We start from the raw sequence: 17,090 nt of genomic DNA on the forward strand, positions 1-17,090 counted from the left end.
CACTATACGGGGAGAAGATGCCGGCAGGCAGATGAGGGGCAGCGCTAACGGTTCAAGTCGATCGCGCCCAGACCCTAGCCCACAAATTGCCGCGCCAAAATCAGAACCGCAGCCCCCGCCAGAAACATCGACATCAGTCCACCGCGCAGCGAAACCACCGCAGTGACGACCAGTGCGGCCCACTCCGCCGGCCCGGCATTCAACAGCTCGGGCGCCACCAGCGTCGTCAGCACAGCCGCCGGCACGGCATTGAGGCCGGCCTCGACGCGGGGATGGATTGTTTCGAAGCGGGAGATGACCAGATGCCCGCCGATGCGGGTGAGATAGGTGGCGATTGCGCCGGCGATGATGATCCAGAAGGTCGTGCTCATGGCCGTGCCTTTACGCCGCTGTGATGGGGAGGCAGGATGACCGCCAGCAGCACACCGGCGACAGCGCCAATCGAGACATGCCAGGGCGAGCCCACGGTCTTATAGGCGATGATCGAGGCGGCGGCGCTGGCGATGACCACCGGCAGCCACAGCGGCCGCTTGCGGAAGCCCAGCACGAGACCGAGGAAATAGATCGGCAGCAGGAAATCGATGCCGAGCGCATGCGTGTCGGGGATCAGCTTGCCGAACATCGCGCCAAGCGCGCTTTCGACGATCCAGAACAGATAGACCGGCAGGCCAAGCCCCAGATACCAGGCAAAGCCGACCGTCTGGCCCGATTGCGCCCGCGCTTCGGCCACCGCGAATTGCGGATCGGTGAGGATGAAATAACCAAGTGCCTGCTGGATGACAGGCCAGTGCGCGATGCGCCGGCCGATGCCGGCGGAATAGAGCACGTGGCGGAAATTGACGGCGAAGATCGACAGCACGATCAGCCACGGCGCCACATGCTGGCCGAACAGCTGGATGCCGACCATCTGGCTGGCGCCGCCATAGACCAGCGCGCTCATCAGGAAGGCTTCCAGGACCGAGAAACCATTGTCGACGGCTAGCGCACCGAACAGCACCGCAAACGGCGCCGACGCCACCACGACAGGCATCGACAGCCGCACGCCCTGCCAGAAATCGCTTTTATCGCCGCTCTCGGAAATTGCTTGCGCCGACATGGCCTCTCCTTGATCAGGGCCTGATGTAGGAAGCGCTGCCTGCCTTGTCACACGAATTCGCTTGAGCCAAACGATCAGCGGAAATGATCGTCGGGTTACCGGAGCCGGAGGCTAGTCAAGCGAACCTTTGCCCTCGATCGCCCTGCCCCAGTCGAGCAGCGGCTTGGCGCGCAAGGTGAAATCGACGAGTTCGTCGACCAGATCAGCCGTATGGATTCCGGCCGGATCGATGACATGCTGGACATAGAAATGCCGGTGGCGGATGGCGGCGACCAGATCGGGATCGCTGATTTCCTCGAAGCCGCGTGGCGTACGCTTCATACGGCCTTCGGTCTCGAGTTCAAGCCGGTTCTTCTTCAACGCCGCCACCAGGCCACGAAAATTGTCCGGCTTGGTCGCGATGGCTTTGCGCATCGCCAGCAGCAGCGCCGGTTCCGGCTGCCACCAGGCAATGTCGGCAAAACAGCGCTCAAGCCCGATATGCACGTAGAACACACCCTGCTCCATCTTGGTGCCGTCGGGCGACAGGATGGCCGACAAATGCCTGTTGTAGGGTCGCTTGTCTTTGGCGAAGCGCACGTCGCGATTGATGCGGAACAGCGACTTCTTGCGGTCGCCGCGCAGGCCGAGGCCTGCCTTTGCGAAGCGCTCGGTCAGCGTGTCGACGAGATCACTGAGCGGATCGCGCAACTCCTTTTCGAACAGGTCGCGGTTTTCTAAAAACCACTCCCGGCTCTGGTGGAAATCCAGCGCCTTCAGGAACGGAATGGCTTTCGGGCCGAAACCCTTGAATGCGCCTTCCATCACGCCTTGCCGATCCGTACCAGCCAGGCATCCTCGTCGATCACCTCGATGCCGAGTTCGCTGGCGAGCTTGAGCTTGGAGCCGGCACCCGGCCCGGCGACCACCAGATCCGTCTTTGCCGAAACCGAGCCCGCGACCTTGGCGCCGAGGCGCTCCGCCATCGCCTTGGCTTCGGAGCGTGTCATCTTCTCCAGCGAGCCCGTGAACACGACCGTCTTGCCGGCGACCTCGCTGTCGGCCGAGACGTTGACGATATACGGCTTCGGCTTGACTTGGCGGAGCAACGCGTCAAGCACGTCGTCATTGCGCTCATTTCCGAAGAAGTCGCGCAACGCATCGATCACGGTATCGCCGATGCCATTGACCGAGGGGAAAACCGTGTGAGGATCCTCCGCTGCCGCTGTCTCCTTGCCGACCCGGATCAGCTCCTCGATGGTCGAGAAGGTGCGGGCAAGCACGGCGGCCGTCGTTTCGCCGATATGGCGGATGCCGAGCGCGAAGATGAAACGGTCGAGCTCCGGCTCGCGGCGCGAGTCGATGGCGGCGAACAGCTTGTCGAGGCCCTCATAGTTGCGATCCTCGACGCTGCGCACATTCTTGCGCGTCTTGCCCGATGCGGCCTCGCGCTGCCTTGCCTGCTCCTCGCGGCGCTCGGCCAGCGCCCTGGTGACGGCCGGACGGCGATCCCTGAGCGTGAAGATATCGGCGGCGGTCTTGATCAATCCCGCATTGAAGAACGTGTCTATGTTCTCCGCGCCGAGGCCTTCGATGTCCAGGGCGCCGCGTGACACGAAGTGGCGCAATCCCTCCACCGCCTGCGCCGGGCAGATCAGTTCGCCGGTGCAGCGCCGGCGGGAATCTTCCTTGCCGGTCTTTTCGTTGATCTCGCGCGTCGCCGGCGAGCCGCAGATCGGGCAAGTGTGAGGGAACTCGTAAGGCACCGCATCAGCAGGCCGCTTGTCGATGACGACGCTGACGATCTGCGGAATGACATCGCCTGCCCGCTGGATCACGACCGTATCGCCGATGCGCACATCGATGCCGTCGCGGATCGGCTCGCCGGTCGAGTCCAGGCCCTTGATGTAATCCTCATTGTGCAGCGTGACGTTCTCGACCACGACGCCGCCGACTGTGACCGGCGCCAGCCGCGCAACCGGCGCCAGCGTACCGGTACGGCCGACCTGGATGTCGATCTTCTGCACGGTCGTCATCGCCTGTTCGGCCGGGAATTTATGCGCGACCGCCCAGCGCGGTTCGCCGGTGACGAAGCCCCAGCGGCGCTGCAACTCCAGCTGGTCGACCTTGTAGACGACGCCGTCGATATCGTAGCCGAGCGCCGAGCGCTGCTCCTCGATCCGATGATAATGCGCGATCAGCTCCTCGGCCGATTTCGCCCGCACCATCAGCGGACTGATCTTGAACCCCCACTCGGCGAATTTCTGCACCGAATCATATTGGGTCGGAGCGGGATCCGCCGTCGTGTAACCCCAGGCATAGGCGAAGAATTTGAGGTTGCGGCTGGCGGTGACGGACGGATCCTTCTGGCGCAGCGATCCGGCCGCCGTATTGCGCGGATTGACGTAGTCCTGGCCGCCGGCCGCAGCCGATCGCTGCTTCAGCGCCTCGAATTCCGCATAGGTCATGTAGACCTCGCCGCGGATCTCGATGGTTTCGGGCCAGCCCGAGCCTTTCAGCTTCGCTGGAATATCGGCAATTGTCTTCAAATTGGCGGTGATGTCTTCGCCGACGGCGCCGTTGCCACGCGTCGCGCCCTGCACGAACACACCGTTTTCGTAACGCAGCGAGGCCGACAGCCCGTCGATCTTCGGTTCGGCTGTGAAGGCGATGTCGAGCTCCTTGTCGCGATCGAAGAACCGCCGGCCGCGTTCGATGAAATCCGTGACGTCATCGTCGGTATAGGCCTTGGCAAGGCTGAGCATCGGCACGGCATGGCGCACCTTGGCAAAGCCTTCCGCAGGTGCCGCTCCGACCCTGAGCGATGGCGAATCCTCGCGCACCAGCGCCGGAAAGCGCTCCTCGATGGCAAGGTTGCGCCGTGCCAGCGCATCATACTCCGCATCGGTGATAACAGGCGCATCTTCGGTATGGTAACGCCGGTCGTGCTCGGCGATCTCTTCCGCCAGCCGTTTCAGCTCGGCTTCGGCCTCGCTTTCGGTCAGGGCATCAACGGGTTTTTCGGACATGCTTTTCTTCCCCGAACGGTGGCGCTACACAATAGATCAGGATTCTAGGAAAATCATTCCTGAACAGCAGGATGGAGCCATATCCTGACTCGATCCCTGACATCAGCTGTTCTTATGCAGCCGTGGTGTTCTCACGCAGCAATCGCTCCGCGGCGGCGCGCGCCTCGTCGGTGATGGTGGCGCCGGCCAGCATGCGTGCGATCTCTTCCTGCCGCGCCGGCCGGTCCATTTCGGCAATGCCTGTGGCGACACGGTCGGTGGTGCCGGATTTGGAGATCAGGAAATGCGTCGCCGCGCGTGCCGCCACCTGTGGCGCATGCGTCACCGACAGCACCTGGACGCGCTTCGACAGTCGCGCCAGCCGCTGGCCGATGGCGTCGGCGACAGCGCCGCCCACACCGGTGTCGATTTCATCGAACACCAGCGTCGGCGCCGAACCGCGGTCGGCCAGCGCCACCTTCAGCGCCAGAAGGAAGCGCGAAAGCTCGCCGCCGGAGGCCACTTTCATCATCGGTCCGGGCCGCGTGCCTGGATTGGTGCGCACCCAGAACTCGATCTGGTCGATCCCCTCTTCCATACGGCTCTCGGCCTCGCTCTTCATTTCCACGATAAAGGCGGCGCGTTCGAGCTTCAGGGCCGGCAGTTCGGCCATCACGGCCTTGGTCAGGCCGACCGCCGCCGCATGACGCAGCGAGGACAGCTGCGCGGCGGCAATGTCGTAGGTCTCGCGCGCGGCGGTGGCTTGCTTTTCCAGCCCGTGCAGGCGCTCCTCGCCGGCATCGAGATCGGCGAGATCGGCCGACATCGTGTCGCGCAGCTGCGCCAGATCGTCTACGGCGACGCTGTGCTTGCGCGAGGCCGCGCGCAGCGAAAACAGTCGCTCCTCCGCTTTCTCCAGTCGCTGCGGATCATATTCGGTGGCGCGCAATGCTGCCTCGACGCCCGATTGCGCCGCGTCGAGCGACAGCATCGCCTCATCGAGCGATTTGACGACATCGTCGAGCAGTCCGGGCGCCTCCGTCACCTTGCGCTGCAGCCGCCGCAACAGGCTGGCCAGTTGCGGCAGGGGCGAAGATGGGCCCGACAGCACATCCTGCGCGTCATGGATTTCGGAAGCGATCTTTTCGGCCCGCATCATAGACGCGCGCAATTCGGCAAGGTCGGTCTCCTCGCCCGGCTGCGGATCGAGCTTGGTCAATTCCGCCACCGCCGCGCGCAGATAGTCGGCCTCGCGCGCGGCCGCCGCCACCTTGGCGCGGTGGCGCGACAGCTCCTGCTCGCAGGCGCGCCAGTGCCGCCATGACTCGCCGGTCGAGCGGACGGCGCCGAGATGGCCACCGAAAGCGTCGAGCACCTCGCGGTGCGCGCCGGGATCGACCAGCGCACGCTCGTCATGCTGGCCGTGGATCTCGACCAGCGCGCGCCCGACGTCGCGCATCAGGGTGACGCTTGAAGGTTGATCGTTGACGAAAACACGGGTGCGGCCGTCCGCCGTCTGCAGGCGGCGCAGGATGATGTCGCCATCATCCTCGATCGCATTGTCGGCAAGCAGCGTACGGGCCGGATGATTGCGCGGCACGTCGAAGACGGCGATGACCTGGCCCTGTGCCGCGCCATGGCGCACCAGCGACGCGTCGCCGCGCGCTCCGAGCGCCAGCGACAGGGCATCGAGCAGGATGGATTTGCCGGCACCGGTTTCGCCGGTCAGCACCGAAAGGCCCGGCTGGAAGTCGATATCCAGCTTCTCGATCAGGACGATATCGCGGATCGACAGTCTGGAAAGCATCAGAACCCGAATCTAGAACGGCACGCGACCATTTGCAGTCGCAGCGCCGCACTATCTTTTTGTTTGAGCACCGGATCAATCCGAAAAGCGCTGTGGCGCTTCAGTCGATGCTCATACGTCAGGCGCCGGTGATCATCTTCCCGGCTTTGGATATCCACGACCCGGCATTCTCGCGCGGTGCAAGCCCATTGCTCTGCAAGAGCTTGTAGGAATCCTTGTACCATGGGCTGTCGGGGTAGTTGGTGCCGAGCACGGCGGCGGCGGTTTGTGCCTCCGAGGTCAGACCCATCGCGTAATAGCTTTCGGTCAAGCGGGCGAGCGCCTCCTCGACATGGCGGGTGTTGGAATAGTTCTCGACCACGGTGCGGAAGCGCTTCACGGCAGCGATGTATTCACGCCGCTCAAGATAGTAGCGGCCGATCTGCATTTCCTTGCCGGCCAACTGGTCGTTGGCGAAGCGGATCTTTTCCTTGGCGTCTTCGACATATTCCGATGTTGGCCAGCGCGTGACCAGATCCTGCATCGTCTGGACGGTCTGGCGCGCTTCCTTCTGGTCCTGCGTCACGTCCTTGATCTGACGGTAGTAGCTCAAGCCGATGATGTACTGCGCATAGGCGGCGTCATCGGTCGACGGGTAAAGCGTGAGATAGCGCTTGGCCGAGCCGATCGCCTCATCGTAATTGCCCTGGCGATAGTCGGCGAAAGCGCCCATCACCATCGATTTGCGGGCCCATTCCGAATAGGGATGCTGACGGTCGACGGCGTCGAACTTGCGGCTCGCCTCCTGCAGGCGCCCGGCATTGAGATTGGCAAGGCCCTGATTGTAGAGAACATCGGCCGGCTCGGTCTGCTCGACATAGGTCGACAGGTCGATATCTTTCTCCGACGACATGCAGGCCGACAGAAAGAGCGATGGAACAACTACTGAAAGCGCCAGGAAAACAGCCCTCTGCGGTGCTTTCAATTGACCAACTCGCTTGAAGAACATGATTGGATCTCGCCCTTTCGGCGCTATTTCAATGCCAGTTGCATGCCATTGTTTCAAAACTGGTCCCCACTTTTGAACGACATGCATTAATCGACGGCAGCAGCCATAAACCATAACCGCCTTGCCCGGCAACGCTATCTCCGGCCAATCGCGCATTTTTGTGGCGGCCGGACGCCACTTGGACATCAATGCAATTTCACTGGCGGGTGGTGCATTCCTGCAACATTCGCTATCACCATGGAACCCGAAAAAACCCTGGGAAATCAGATCATCCAGGGTGCGTAGAGTGGCGCATTGACGGCGTTCATCTCAGCGCTGCGGCCACGCTCACGGCGCGTCGTCTCGACGATCTCGAACGCCGTGCGGTCCGAGAGCAGACGGCGCAGGGCCGCGGCATTCATCCTGTGGCCGCCGCGATAGGAGCGGAAGCAGCCGATGAAGCGGGCGCCGGCCAGCGCCAGGTCGCCCATGGCGTCCAGCGTCTTATGTCGCACGAATTCGTTGGGGTAGCGCAGGCCGCCCATATTGATGACGCGGTTGTCGTCGCCAATGACCAGCGAGTTCTCCAGCGAGGAGCCGAGCGCGTAGCCTGCGGCCCACAGCCGCTCGACATCCTTCATGAAGCCGAAGGTGCGGGCGCGCGCGATGTCACGACGGAAAATATCGGCATTGAGGTCGGAGGCAAACAGCTGACGACCGATCGCCGGGCTTTCGAAGTCGATCTCGATCTCGAAACGGGTCCCGTCATAGGGCCGAAACTCCGCCCACGAGGCGCCGTTCTCGATGCGGACCGGCTTGATGACCCTGATATAGCGCCGCTTGACCGAGAGCGTCTCGATACCCGCCTGATCGATGGCTTCGACGAACGCCATGGCGCTGCCATCGAAGATCGGAACCTCGGAACCATCGATCTCGACAGCGACATTATCGATGCCGAGCCCAAACAGCGCCGCCATGATGTGCTCGACCGTGGCGATATGCTCGCCGGCGGGATCACCAAGCATGGTGCACAGGTCGGTAGCGCCGACTTCCGAAACCAGGGCACGAAACTCGCGGCCCTGCTCCGCACCGTTGAAAAGCTGGAAAACGATGCCGGTGTCGGCATCCGCGGGCACGAAGCTGATGGACACTTCCTTGCCGCTGTGGACGCCGGTGCCGGTAAGCGACGCGCGCGTCTTCAATGTCGTCTGATAGTCGTGCAAGACAATCCCCATAAGCCCGTAATGCCTAGGTCCGCTTCTCCAGCCCGAGGGCGCGGCTCTTGTGTGAATCGGCTGGCAGGGTGACTTCCCCCGAAATCCCGGCAAACCGATGATGGTAGGCGGCGAAGATAATGTCCCGTCAGGGAGACTCCAAATCACGGTTTCTTACTCTGTGTAACCGCAAAATGGAACGAGTGCGACTTGGTAAGTCGTTGAAATCACATCATTTAAAACATTAACAGGCAAGCGATTCCTCGCTTGCCTGTTAACAAATGTTACAGTCCGTTTACCAATCAGTTGGCCTGGCGGCGCAGGAACGCCGGAATCTCCAGTTGATCGTCTTCCTGAGTCGTCCTCACCTGCGGCGTCAGGCGGCCCTGATCATCGAGCTGGCCGCGGCGCGGCGCATAGAGCTGCGCATCCTGGCTGGCGAGACGGCGCACTTCGGGCGCGGCCTGGCGCAGCTTGGGCTCGCGCGGCTGCGCCGGCTGCAGCCGTGCGGGTTCTTCCTCGCGGCGGGTCAGGCCATTGGTCAGGCGCTTCAGCAGGCCCATCGGTCCGCTGTTGTTCTCGTGGTCGACCGGGCGGCTCTTGGCATCCACCTCGGCCTTGACGACCGGCGGAAAGTCCTCGACGCGCGGCATGCGCTGCGGCGCCATGGCAACCGGCTGCGGCGCCTCGCGCTGCAGCATCTCGCGCGGCTGCGGGGCCGGCTGCATCTGCTGGACCACCGGCTGCGGCATCGGCTGGGCGGGCGGCGCCTGGAAGATCTTGCTCTGCGGGCGGAAATCTTCAGCGTGGGCGACCGGGGCCGGGCGCGCCTGCGCCATGGCCGCGGCATTGGCTTCGGCCAGATGGATGGCTTCCGCGACCGGGTCGATAGCGCGTGGCTCGTATGCCGCCTGCTGGACAGGCGCCGGACGAACCTCCGCGATCTGAGCCGCCGGGCGGCTGGCCGGCTTCGGAGGCGCCGTGCGGATCGAGATCGGTGCGGCGGCGATTTCAGCCGCCGACTTGTCGATGCCGGTGGCAACCACCGAGACGCGGATGACGCCTTCGAGTTCCTCGTCGAAAGTGGCGCCCAGGATGATGTTGGCGTCCTGGTCGACTTCCTCGCGGATACGGGTCGCGGCTTCGTCGACTTCGAACAGCGTCAGGTCGCGGCCGCCGGTGATCGAGATCAGCAGGCCCTTGGCGCCCTTCATCGAGGTCTCGTCGAGCAGCGGGTTGGCGATCGCCGCTTCGGCGGCGGCCATCGCGCGGCCCTCGCCGGAAGCCTCGCCGGTGCCCATCATCGCCTTGCCCATCTCGCGCATGACGGAACGGACGTCGGCGAAGTCGAGATTGATCAGGCCTTCCTTGACCATCAGGTCGGTGATGCAGGCGACACCGGAATAGAGCACCTGGTCGGCCATGGCGAAGGCGTCGGCGAAGGTGGTCTTGTCATTGGCCAGCCGGAACAGGTTCTGGTTGGGGATGACGATCAGCGTATCGACGCATTTCTGCAATTCCTCGATGCCGAAATCCGCGGTCTTCATGCGGCGCTGGCCTTCGAAGTGGAACGGCTTGGTGACGACGCCGACGGTGAGGATGCCCTTTTCGCGCGCTGCGCGGGCAACGACGGGAGCAGCACCCGTACCGGTGCCGCCGCCCATGCCGGCGGTGACGAAGCACATATGGGTGTTGGTCAGGTGATCGAGGATTTCATCGATGCACTCTTCCGCCGCCGCACGGCCGACTTCCGGCTGCGAGCCGGCGCCAAGGCCCTCGGTGACATGCGCGCCGAGCTGGATCAGGCGGCCGGCCTTCGACATGGTCAGCGCCTGCGCGTCGGTATTGGCCACCACGAACTCGACACCGCGCAGACCGGCGGTGATCATGTTGTTGACGGCATTGCCGCCGCCGCCGCCGACACCGAACACGGTGATGCGCGGCTTAAGCTCGGTGATGTCCGGCTTCTGCAGATTGATGGTCATTGTCTCCGTCCTTTGCCTTTCACGCCGCTTCGCCGCCGCGGCCGCCTATGGGGCTGTCCCCGTCAATTTTAGAAACTGTCTCTCAACCACTGACTCATGCGATGCAGTTTTCCGCCCGTTCCGGTCATTTTGAGACCGGAAATTCCTTTCGCCGGATGGCTCTCGAAGCTCGCCATCTGCGGATAGATCAGAAGCCCCACCGCAGCCGAGAAGGCCGGCCCCTTCGCCGCTTCCGGCAGACCGGCCACGCCGAGCGGGCGGCCGATGCGCACATTGCGTCCCAGGATGCGGCGCGCCGCCTCCGGCAGGCCGGCAAGCTGGCTGGCGCCACCGGTAAGAACCACACGCTTGCCCCCTGCATTGCCATAGCCGGACTTGTTCAGCCGGTCGCGCAGGAGTTCGAGCGTCTCGTCGATGCGGGCGCGCACGATGCGCGTCATCACCGAGCGCGGGATCTGCAAGGGCACGTCGCCATCGTCGCCGATCGGCTGGATCGAGACCAGGTCGCGGTCGTCCGCGCTGCCCGGCAGCGCCGAACCATGCATCACCTTCAGCCGTTCGGCGGCATCGAGCGAGGTCGACAGTCCCTTGGCCATGTCCAGCGTGACATGGTTGCCGCCAATGGCGATGGCGTCGCCATGGACGAACCTGCCTTCCGAAAACACCGAGATCGTCGTCGTGCCGCCGCCCATGTCGATGCAGGCCGCGCCCATTTCCAGTTCGTCGTCGACCAGGGCCGCCAGACCGCTGGCATAGGGCGTCGCCACCATGCGCTCGACCGACAGATGCGAACGGTTGATGGAAAGCTCCAGATTGCGCATCGGCGCGGCGTCGCCGGTCAGCACATGCATGTCGACGCCGAGGGCGTCGCCGACCATGCCGCGCGGATCGCGCACGCCGCGTTCGGCATCCAGCGAGAAACCGACGGGAAGCGAATGGATCACCTCGCGCTCGGCCTTCAGCGCCTGCTTGGCGCCGGCGCCGAGAACGCGCTTGATGTCGGCCTCGTCGGCCTCGTGGCCGCCTAGATTGATGGTGGCGGAGAAGGCTTCGCTCTTCAGCCGGCCGGCCGTCATGTTGACGATCAGCGAATCGACCGTCAGCCCGGCCATGCGCTCGGCCGCGTCGACGGAAAGGCGGATGGCATGTTCCGCCCTATCGAGGTCAACCACGACACCCGACTTCACGCCTTGCGATTTCTGATGGCCGATGCCGATCACCTGGATCCGGTGCGAGCGGCCGCGCAGCAGCTTGCCGTCATCGCATGGCTTCAGCTTGGCCACCATGCAGCAGACCTTGCTCGAACCGACATCCAGCACCGTCAGGGTGCCGGACCGGCGCGACGCGGCATCGCCAGGACCGCCAAGCCAGCTCATATCTTCGTCTCCGGCTTGCGCTTCAGGCTCTTGGGTTTCTCGTTGAGGGCGGCTTCGCGCTGCGTCGCCGCTTCCGCCGTCAACTGCACGACCAGCCGGTCCGTCAGGCGCATGTCGACGGCGGCGATGTCGCGCGACAGCAAGCCGTTGTCATGATCCATCTTGACGAGTTCGGCGAGCGCCTGTTCCTCGTCATCCTCGGGAAGCTTGATGGTGATGCCATTGTCCAGCTTCAGGTCCCAGCGCCGTTCGCCGACGCGGATATAACCTTTGATCCGGCTCGCGAGTTCGGGATATTTTTCGACCTTGGCCAGGAAATCGGGCGCGCTCGCCGGCGCGCCGGTGCCGATCAGCAGCGGCAGGAGCACCTGCTTGCCGCCCGAGAACGGCGCGATCATGGCGCCATTCCTCTCGATGACCGAAAGCGCGTCACCCTGCTGCCAGAGCGCGAAAGCCTCACGCTCCTCGACGCGCACTTCCAGAGTATGCGGGTAGACCTTGCGGACGGCCGCAACCTCGATCCACGGCAATGTCGCAATTCGTTCCCGCGCGGCCTCGGCATTAAAGCCGATCAGCGACGTCCAACCGTCGAGCTCAAGCCTGTCGAGTATGTCGATTTCCGAGGTCTGGCGATTGCCGACCACCTTAACCTGATCGACGGCAAATCCGGTACGGGCGGTGATGCTCTGCACGATACCCTCGACATGACCGCCGAGATAGGCGCCATAGGCACTGCTCGAGAAAATCAGCACGGCCGACATCATGGCCGCGGAAAAGCGCGGCGCCTGGAATTCCCCGACGCCCAGGCGCGCCAGAATGCGCACCGGGCGGCGCAGCATGCGCGGCAGCACGAAATGGCCCGACGACAATGGCAGGCCGAACAGCGCCGGCCCCGCCGCGCCCCTCTCCCAACCTTGTCTCCATTTCAACGCAGGCACGAAGCGTCCTCCACCATCCAACTCAACAAATCGCCAAACGAGTGCCCAGCCTGGGCGGCGATTTCAGGCACCAAGGACGTCGGCGTCATACCCGGCTGGGTGTTGACCTCGAGCCAGACAATCTCGCCGTTTTCGGAATGACGATCGTCATAACGGAAGTCCGAACGGGAAACGCCGCGACAGCCGATCGCTTGGTGAGCCTTGAGCGCCAGTGTTTGTATTTTTTGGTAAATATTCGGTGAAACTTTTGCGGGGCATTCGTGCTTTGATCCCCCGGCGACATATTTTGAATCATAGTCATAGAAGGAATGGCCGGTCGGGATGATCTCGCAGACGCCCAGCGCCACATCGCCCATCACCGCGCAGGTCAGCTCCCTGCCGTGGATGTAGCGCTCAACCATGACGGTATCGCCATATTTCCACTCGGACGAGCCGATCACCTGCGGCGGATGCGACTGGCCCTCATGCACGATGACGACACCGAAGCTCGAACCCTCATTGACCGGCTTGACCACATAGGGCGGCTTCATCGGATGCTTGCTCTGGATGGCGAAGCGGCTGGCGACCTTCGATTCGGCGACCACGATGCCGACCGACTTGGCAACCCGCTTGGCCTGCTCCTTGTTCATGGCCAGAGCCGAGGCGAGCACGCCGGAATGGGTGTAGGGAATGCCGAGATATTCAAGGATGCCCTGAATGGTGCCGTCCTCGCCAAAAGGGCCGTGCAGCGCATTGAAGGCGACATCGGGCTTGAGCTCGGCAAGCACGGAGCCGACATCGCGCCCGACATCGACACGGGTGACCTGGTAGCCTTCCTTCTCGAGTTCATCGGCACAAGCCTTTCCCGACGATAGAGACACGGGCCGCTCGGACGAAAAACCACCCAGCAGGACGGCCACATGCTTGTTTTTCATTCCCCGGCATCCCCTCTCTCACGGCGGACCAAAACCAGATTTTCCGCAACATTGAGTCAGAGTCTCCCGGCAGGTTGCCCCCCAGACGGAAAACGCTGAAAACGCGTCGAACGACTCAAATCAGGAAACGCTTTCGAGCAGAGAATCAGAGAGTTGATTCACTGGCAAGTGCTTACGATTCCGAGAGATTCACTTTCTGAGAAAATGGATGCGAAAAGCGTGTCGTTGAGTCTTTGCGGCAACGGTCGCGGACCGTGTCGGCCGTGTTAAAGTTCATGCATCACATGAACTTCAACACGCGCCACGCTGCGCTTTAAAGAAGCTGTCCCAAAAACTCCTGAACCGCATGTCCCGGCCGGAAATTGCCGATGCGCTTGATTTCCCATTGCAGCCGGATACCGGAATTCTCCAGCACCCGCGTGCGCACCGTCTCGCCGAGATATTCTAGGTCGTAGCCGGTCGCGGTTCCCGTGTTGATCATGAAGTTGCAATGCATCGGCGACATCTGGGCGCCGCCGATCATCAGGCCGCGGCAGCCCGCTCTGTCGATCTCCTTCCAGGCCGACGTGCCTTCCGGATTCTTGAAGGTCGAGCCGCCGGTCTTCTCGCGGATCGGCTGCACGGTCTCGCGATGGTTCTGCACGGCCTCCATCGCCGCCTTGATCGCCGCTCTGTCCTCGGCAAAGCCCTCGAACACGGCCGAGGTGAAGATCAGCCCGGCAGGCGCCGCCGAATGGCGATAGGCGTAACCCATATCGGCATTGCTCAGCGTCTGCACATTGCCCTTGCGGTCGAGCGCTCGCACTTCGACGACCCGCTCGCGCGTCTCGACGCCGTTGGCGCCTGCGTTCATCCGCAGCGCACCGCCGATTGCACCCGGAATGCCGTGGTAGAAATGAAAGCCGCCAATGCCGGCCTCGAGCGCCACCGCTGCGACGCGCTTGTCGGGGGTCGCGGCTCCCGCCTTGATCCTGATCGGCGAAATCACCTCGGCCTCGCCGAAGCCCTTGGCTGAAAGGCGGATGACAAAGCCCTCGATGCCGCCGTCGCGGACCAGAAGGTTCGAGCCGACGCCGACGACGGTCAGTGGTATCTCTTCAGGAACGGCTTTGAGGAATGCTGCAAGATCTTCCTCGTCGGCCGGCTGGAACAGCACCTCAGCCAGACCCCCTGCACGGAACCAGGTGATCTTGTCCATCTCGGCGTTCGGCGTCAGGCGGCCGCGCAGGCCGGCAAGCCGGTCGCCCAGTCTGTCGATCAGGGCCTGGCCGTGCATCATGAGACGGTCCCGCCAAGCTCTTTGGGCAATGCATAGGCCCATTGGGTGATGTTGCCGGCGCCCAGGAAGACGACGAAGTCACCCGGCTTTGCCAGATCACGGATGACGGGCGCGATCGCCGCCGGACCCTCGATGTAGCGTGCGTCGCGATGGCCCCCGGCGCGGATGCGCGACACCAGCGCGTCCGAGCTGACGCCGTCGATCGGCTCCTCGCCGGCCGCGTACACCGGCGCCACCATCACCGTGTCGGCGTCGTTGAAGCAGGTGGAAAACTCGTTGAACAGATCATGCAGCCGGGTGAAGCGGTGCGGCTGGGCAATGGCGATGACGCGACCTTGGGTGGCGCTGCGCGCCGCCTTCAGCACCGCCGAGATCTCGACTGGATGGTGGCCGTAATCGTCGAATATTTCGACGCCGTCCCACGAACCGGTATGGGTGAAGCGGCGCTTGACGCCGGCGAAGGACGACAGGCCCTTCTTGATCGCCTCGGCCGACAGGCCGAGCTCATGCGCGACCGCGATCGCTGCCGTCGCGTTGGAGACGTTGTGGCGGCCGGGCATCGGCAGGCGCAGGCCTGCTATGACAGTCTGGCCGCCTGTCTTGCGGTCGCGGATCACCACGTCGAATTCCGAAATGGCACCTGCCATGCGGTGATTGGTAAAGCGCACGTCGGCCTGCGCATTCTCGCCATAGGTGATGACCCGGCGGTCCTCGATGCGGCTGACCAGTGCCTGCACCTCGGGGTGATCGGTGCACATCACGCCAAAACCATAGAACGGCACGTTCTCGACGAACTGGCGGAACGCCTCGCGCACCTTGTCGAAGCTGCCATAGTGATCGAGATGCTCGGGATCGATGTTGGTGACGACCGCGATCTCGGCCGGCAGTTTCAGGAAAGTGCCGTCGCTTTCGTCGGCCTCGACCACCATCCATTCGCCGTCGCCCATGCGCGCGTTGGTGCCATAGGCATTGATGATGCCGCCATTGATGACGGTCGGATCGAGCCCGCCGGCATCGAGCAAGGTCGCCACCATCGAGGTCGTCGTCGTCTTGCCATGCGTGCCGCCGATCGCCACCGCCTGGCGAAAGCGCATCAGTTCGGCCAGCATTTCGGCCCGGCGCACGATCGGCAGCAGCTTTTCGCGCGCGGCCTTGAGCTCTGGATTGGATTTCTTGATCGCCGTCGAGACGACCACCACCTCGGCATCACCGAGATTTTCGGCCCTATGGCCGACGAAGCATTCGATGCCCTTGTCGCGCAGCCGCTGCACATTGGCGCTTTCGGCCTGGTCGGACCCTTGCACCTTGTAGCCGAGATTGTGCAGCACTTCGGCAATGCCGCTCATGCCGATGCCGCCAATGCCGATGAAATGCACAAGGCCGATGGTCTGCGGCATCTTCATGCTTGCGTCCCCTTCCTGAAATCCGAAACGGTTTTTTTGGACGCAATAGCCTCTGTAAGATCAGCGAGCAACCGTGCCGCGTCCGGCCTCCCGGCCGATTTCGCACCCGCCGCCATCACCGTCAGCCGATCGGGGTCTTCCATCAGCTCGCCGATGAGCGCTGCGATGCGTTCGGACGAGAGCGAGGATTGCGGATGCACTTCGCCGCCGCCGGCAGCGGCAAGGGCCGCCGCGTTCGCCGCCTGATCGTGGTCGAGCGCATAGGGGTAAGGCACCAGCAGCGCCGGCCGGCCGATGACGGCGATCTCCGAGACGGTCGAGGCGCCGGAGCGCGAGATCACCAGGTGCGCAGCCGCCATGCGCTGCGCCATGTCGGTGAAGAAGGGCGAGACCTCGACGGCGACGCCAAGCGCGGCATAGGCTGCCTTGACCCGCGCCACGTCATCCGCGCGCGCTTGTTGGGTGATCACCAGCCGCTTGCGCTGTGCGTCGGAAAGCAGCGCGATGGCTCCCGGCACGGCATCGGAAAAGAACTGGGCGCCCTGGCTGCCGCCGAACACCAGCAGGCGGAACGGCTGTTCCCCGGTCGATGCCGCATAATTCATCCTGGCCGCTTCCAGCACGGCCGGCCTGACCGGATTGCCTGTCGTCACCGTCTTCACACCGGCAGCACTGGTGTCCTGCGGCAGGAAGCCGCCGGCGATGGCATCGACACGGCCAGCCAGCGCCCGGTTGGCGCGCCCCATCACCGCGTTCTGCTCATGGATCAGCGTCGGCACCTTGCGCCGTGTCGCCGCGTAGAGCGGCGGCAAGGTTGGATAGCCGCCGAAGCCGACGACGGCATCCGGCTTGATCCTGCCGATGACGGCGGAAGCCTGGCGCACGCCGCGCCAGATTTTCCAGAAGGCACCAAGCAGGGCAAAAGGGTTTTTCGAGCCCATCGTCGCCGACTGGATCGGGTGGACGGCGGCGGCCGGAAAATGGCCGGCGAAACGCTCCGCACGGTCGTCGGTTGCCAGATGCACCGACCAGCCGCGCTCGTTCAACTCATGCGCCAGCGCCTCGGCCGGGAAAAGATGCCCACCGGTGCCGCCTGCCGCGAGAAGGATGACGCCTCTGGCCAT

The 17,090-nt window shown here is 63.6% G+C and carries 14 protein-coding genes; all 14 read right to left on the minus strand.

What is annotated here, in order from left to right; translation table 11 throughout:
* Positions 1–74 precede the first annotated feature (74 nt).
* The 14 genes from NKJ67_RS21700 to murG all read right to left on the minus strand — a co-directional run bounded on the left by NKJ67_RS21700 (position 75) and on the right by murG (position 17,090).
* The gene (locus NKJ67_RS21700; RefSeq protein ID WP_127320663.1) at positions 75–371 is read right to left on the minus strand and encodes an AzlD family protein; all 297 of its coding nucleotides are present in this window, start codon (positions 369–371) and stop codon (positions 75–77) included.
* On the minus strand, positions 368–1,096 hold the full coding sequence (locus tag NKJ67_RS21705; RefSeq protein ID WP_352582987.1) for an AzlC family ABC transporter permease: 729 nt from the start codon (positions 1,094–1,096) through the stop codon (positions 368–370). Before NKJ67_RS21705 ends, NKJ67_RS21700 begins: the two co-directional genes overlap by 4 nt.
* Positions 1,097–1,207: 111 nt before the next feature.
* Entirely contained in the window at positions 1,208–1,900 is a 693-nt protein-coding gene (locus NKJ67_RS21710) for a DUF2461 domain-containing protein (RefSeq protein ID WP_128364686.1), read from the minus strand.
* On the minus strand, positions 1,900–4,104 hold the full coding sequence (gene ligA, locus NKJ67_RS21715; RefSeq protein ID WP_352582989.1) for an NAD-dependent DNA ligase LigA: 2,205 nt from the start codon (positions 4,102–4,104) through the stop codon (positions 1,900–1,902). Before ligA ends, NKJ67_RS21710 begins: the two co-directional genes overlap by 1 nt.
* A gap of 112 nt (positions 4,105–4,216) precedes the next feature.
* A complete protein-coding gene (recN, locus tag NKJ67_RS21720; protein WP_352582991.1) occupies positions 4,217–5,890 on the minus strand; it encodes a DNA repair protein RecN in 1,674 nt (557 codons plus the stop codon).
* A gap of 118 nt (positions 5,891–6,008) precedes the next feature.
* The gene (locus NKJ67_RS21725; RefSeq protein WP_127269547.1) at positions 6,009–6,878 is read right to left on the minus strand and encodes an outer membrane protein assembly factor BamD; all 870 of its coding nucleotides are present in this window, start codon (positions 6,876–6,878) and stop codon (positions 6,009–6,011) included.
* Between the two features lie 263 nt (positions 6,879–7,141).
* The gene (gene lpxC, locus NKJ67_RS21730) at positions 7,142–8,092 is read right to left on the minus strand and encodes a UDP-3-O-acyl-N-acetylglucosamine deacetylase (RefSeq protein ID WP_023813134.1); all 951 of its coding nucleotides are present in this window, start codon (positions 8,090–8,092) and stop codon (positions 7,142–7,144) included.
* A gap of 281 nt (positions 8,093–8,373) precedes the next feature.
* On the minus strand, positions 8,374–10,056 hold the full coding sequence (gene ftsZ / locus NKJ67_RS21735) for a cell division protein FtsZ (RefSeq protein ID WP_127273569.1): 1,683 nt from the start codon (positions 10,054–10,056) through the stop codon (positions 8,374–8,376).
* Positions 10,057–10,124: 68 nt separating this feature from the next.
* On the minus strand, positions 10,125–11,432 hold the full coding sequence (gene ftsA / locus NKJ67_RS21740; protein ID WP_352582993.1) for a cell division protein FtsA: 1,308 nt from the start codon (positions 11,430–11,432) through the stop codon (positions 10,125–10,127).
* Positions 11,429–12,370, minus strand: coding sequence for a cell division protein FtsQ/DivIB (locus tag NKJ67_RS21745; protein WP_128308278.1), 942 nt, complete (start codon positions 12,368–12,370; stop codon positions 11,429–11,431). The genes ftsA and NKJ67_RS21745 overlap by 4 nt, the downstream gene beginning before the upstream one ends.
* Entirely contained in the window at positions 12,358–13,284 is a 927-nt protein-coding gene (locus NKJ67_RS21750; RefSeq protein WP_127328876.1) for a D-alanine--D-alanine ligase, read from the minus strand. The genes NKJ67_RS21745 and NKJ67_RS21750 overlap by 13 nt, the downstream gene beginning before the upstream one ends.
* A gap of 313 nt (positions 13,285–13,597) precedes the next feature.
* The gene (murB, locus tag NKJ67_RS21755) at positions 13,598–14,563 is read right to left on the minus strand and encodes a UDP-N-acetylmuramate dehydrogenase (RefSeq protein ID WP_027034937.1); all 966 of its coding nucleotides are present in this window, start codon (positions 14,561–14,563) and stop codon (positions 13,598–13,600) included.
* Positions 14,560–15,966, minus strand: a complete 1,407-nt coding sequence (gene murC, locus NKJ67_RS21760) for a UDP-N-acetylmuramate--L-alanine ligase (RefSeq protein WP_023813140.1) — start codon at positions 15,964–15,966, stop codon at positions 14,560–14,562. Before murC ends, murB begins: the two co-directional genes overlap by 4 nt.
* Positions 15,963–17,090 carry an undecaprenyldiphospho-muramoylpentapeptide beta-N-acetylglucosaminyltransferase gene (gene murG / locus NKJ67_RS21765; RefSeq protein WP_128308279.1) on the minus strand — a complete coding sequence of 376 codons (1,128 nt, stop codon included), beginning with the start codon at positions 17,088–17,090 and terminating at the stop codon, positions 15,963–15,965. The genes murC and murG overlap by 4 nt, the downstream gene beginning before the upstream one ends.

The sequence above is a fragment of the Mesorhizobium sp. M0088 genome (genome assembly GCF_040322895.1).
Taxonomy (GTDB): Bacteria; Pseudomonadota; Alphaproteobacteria; order Rhizobiales; family Rhizobiaceae; genus Mesorhizobium.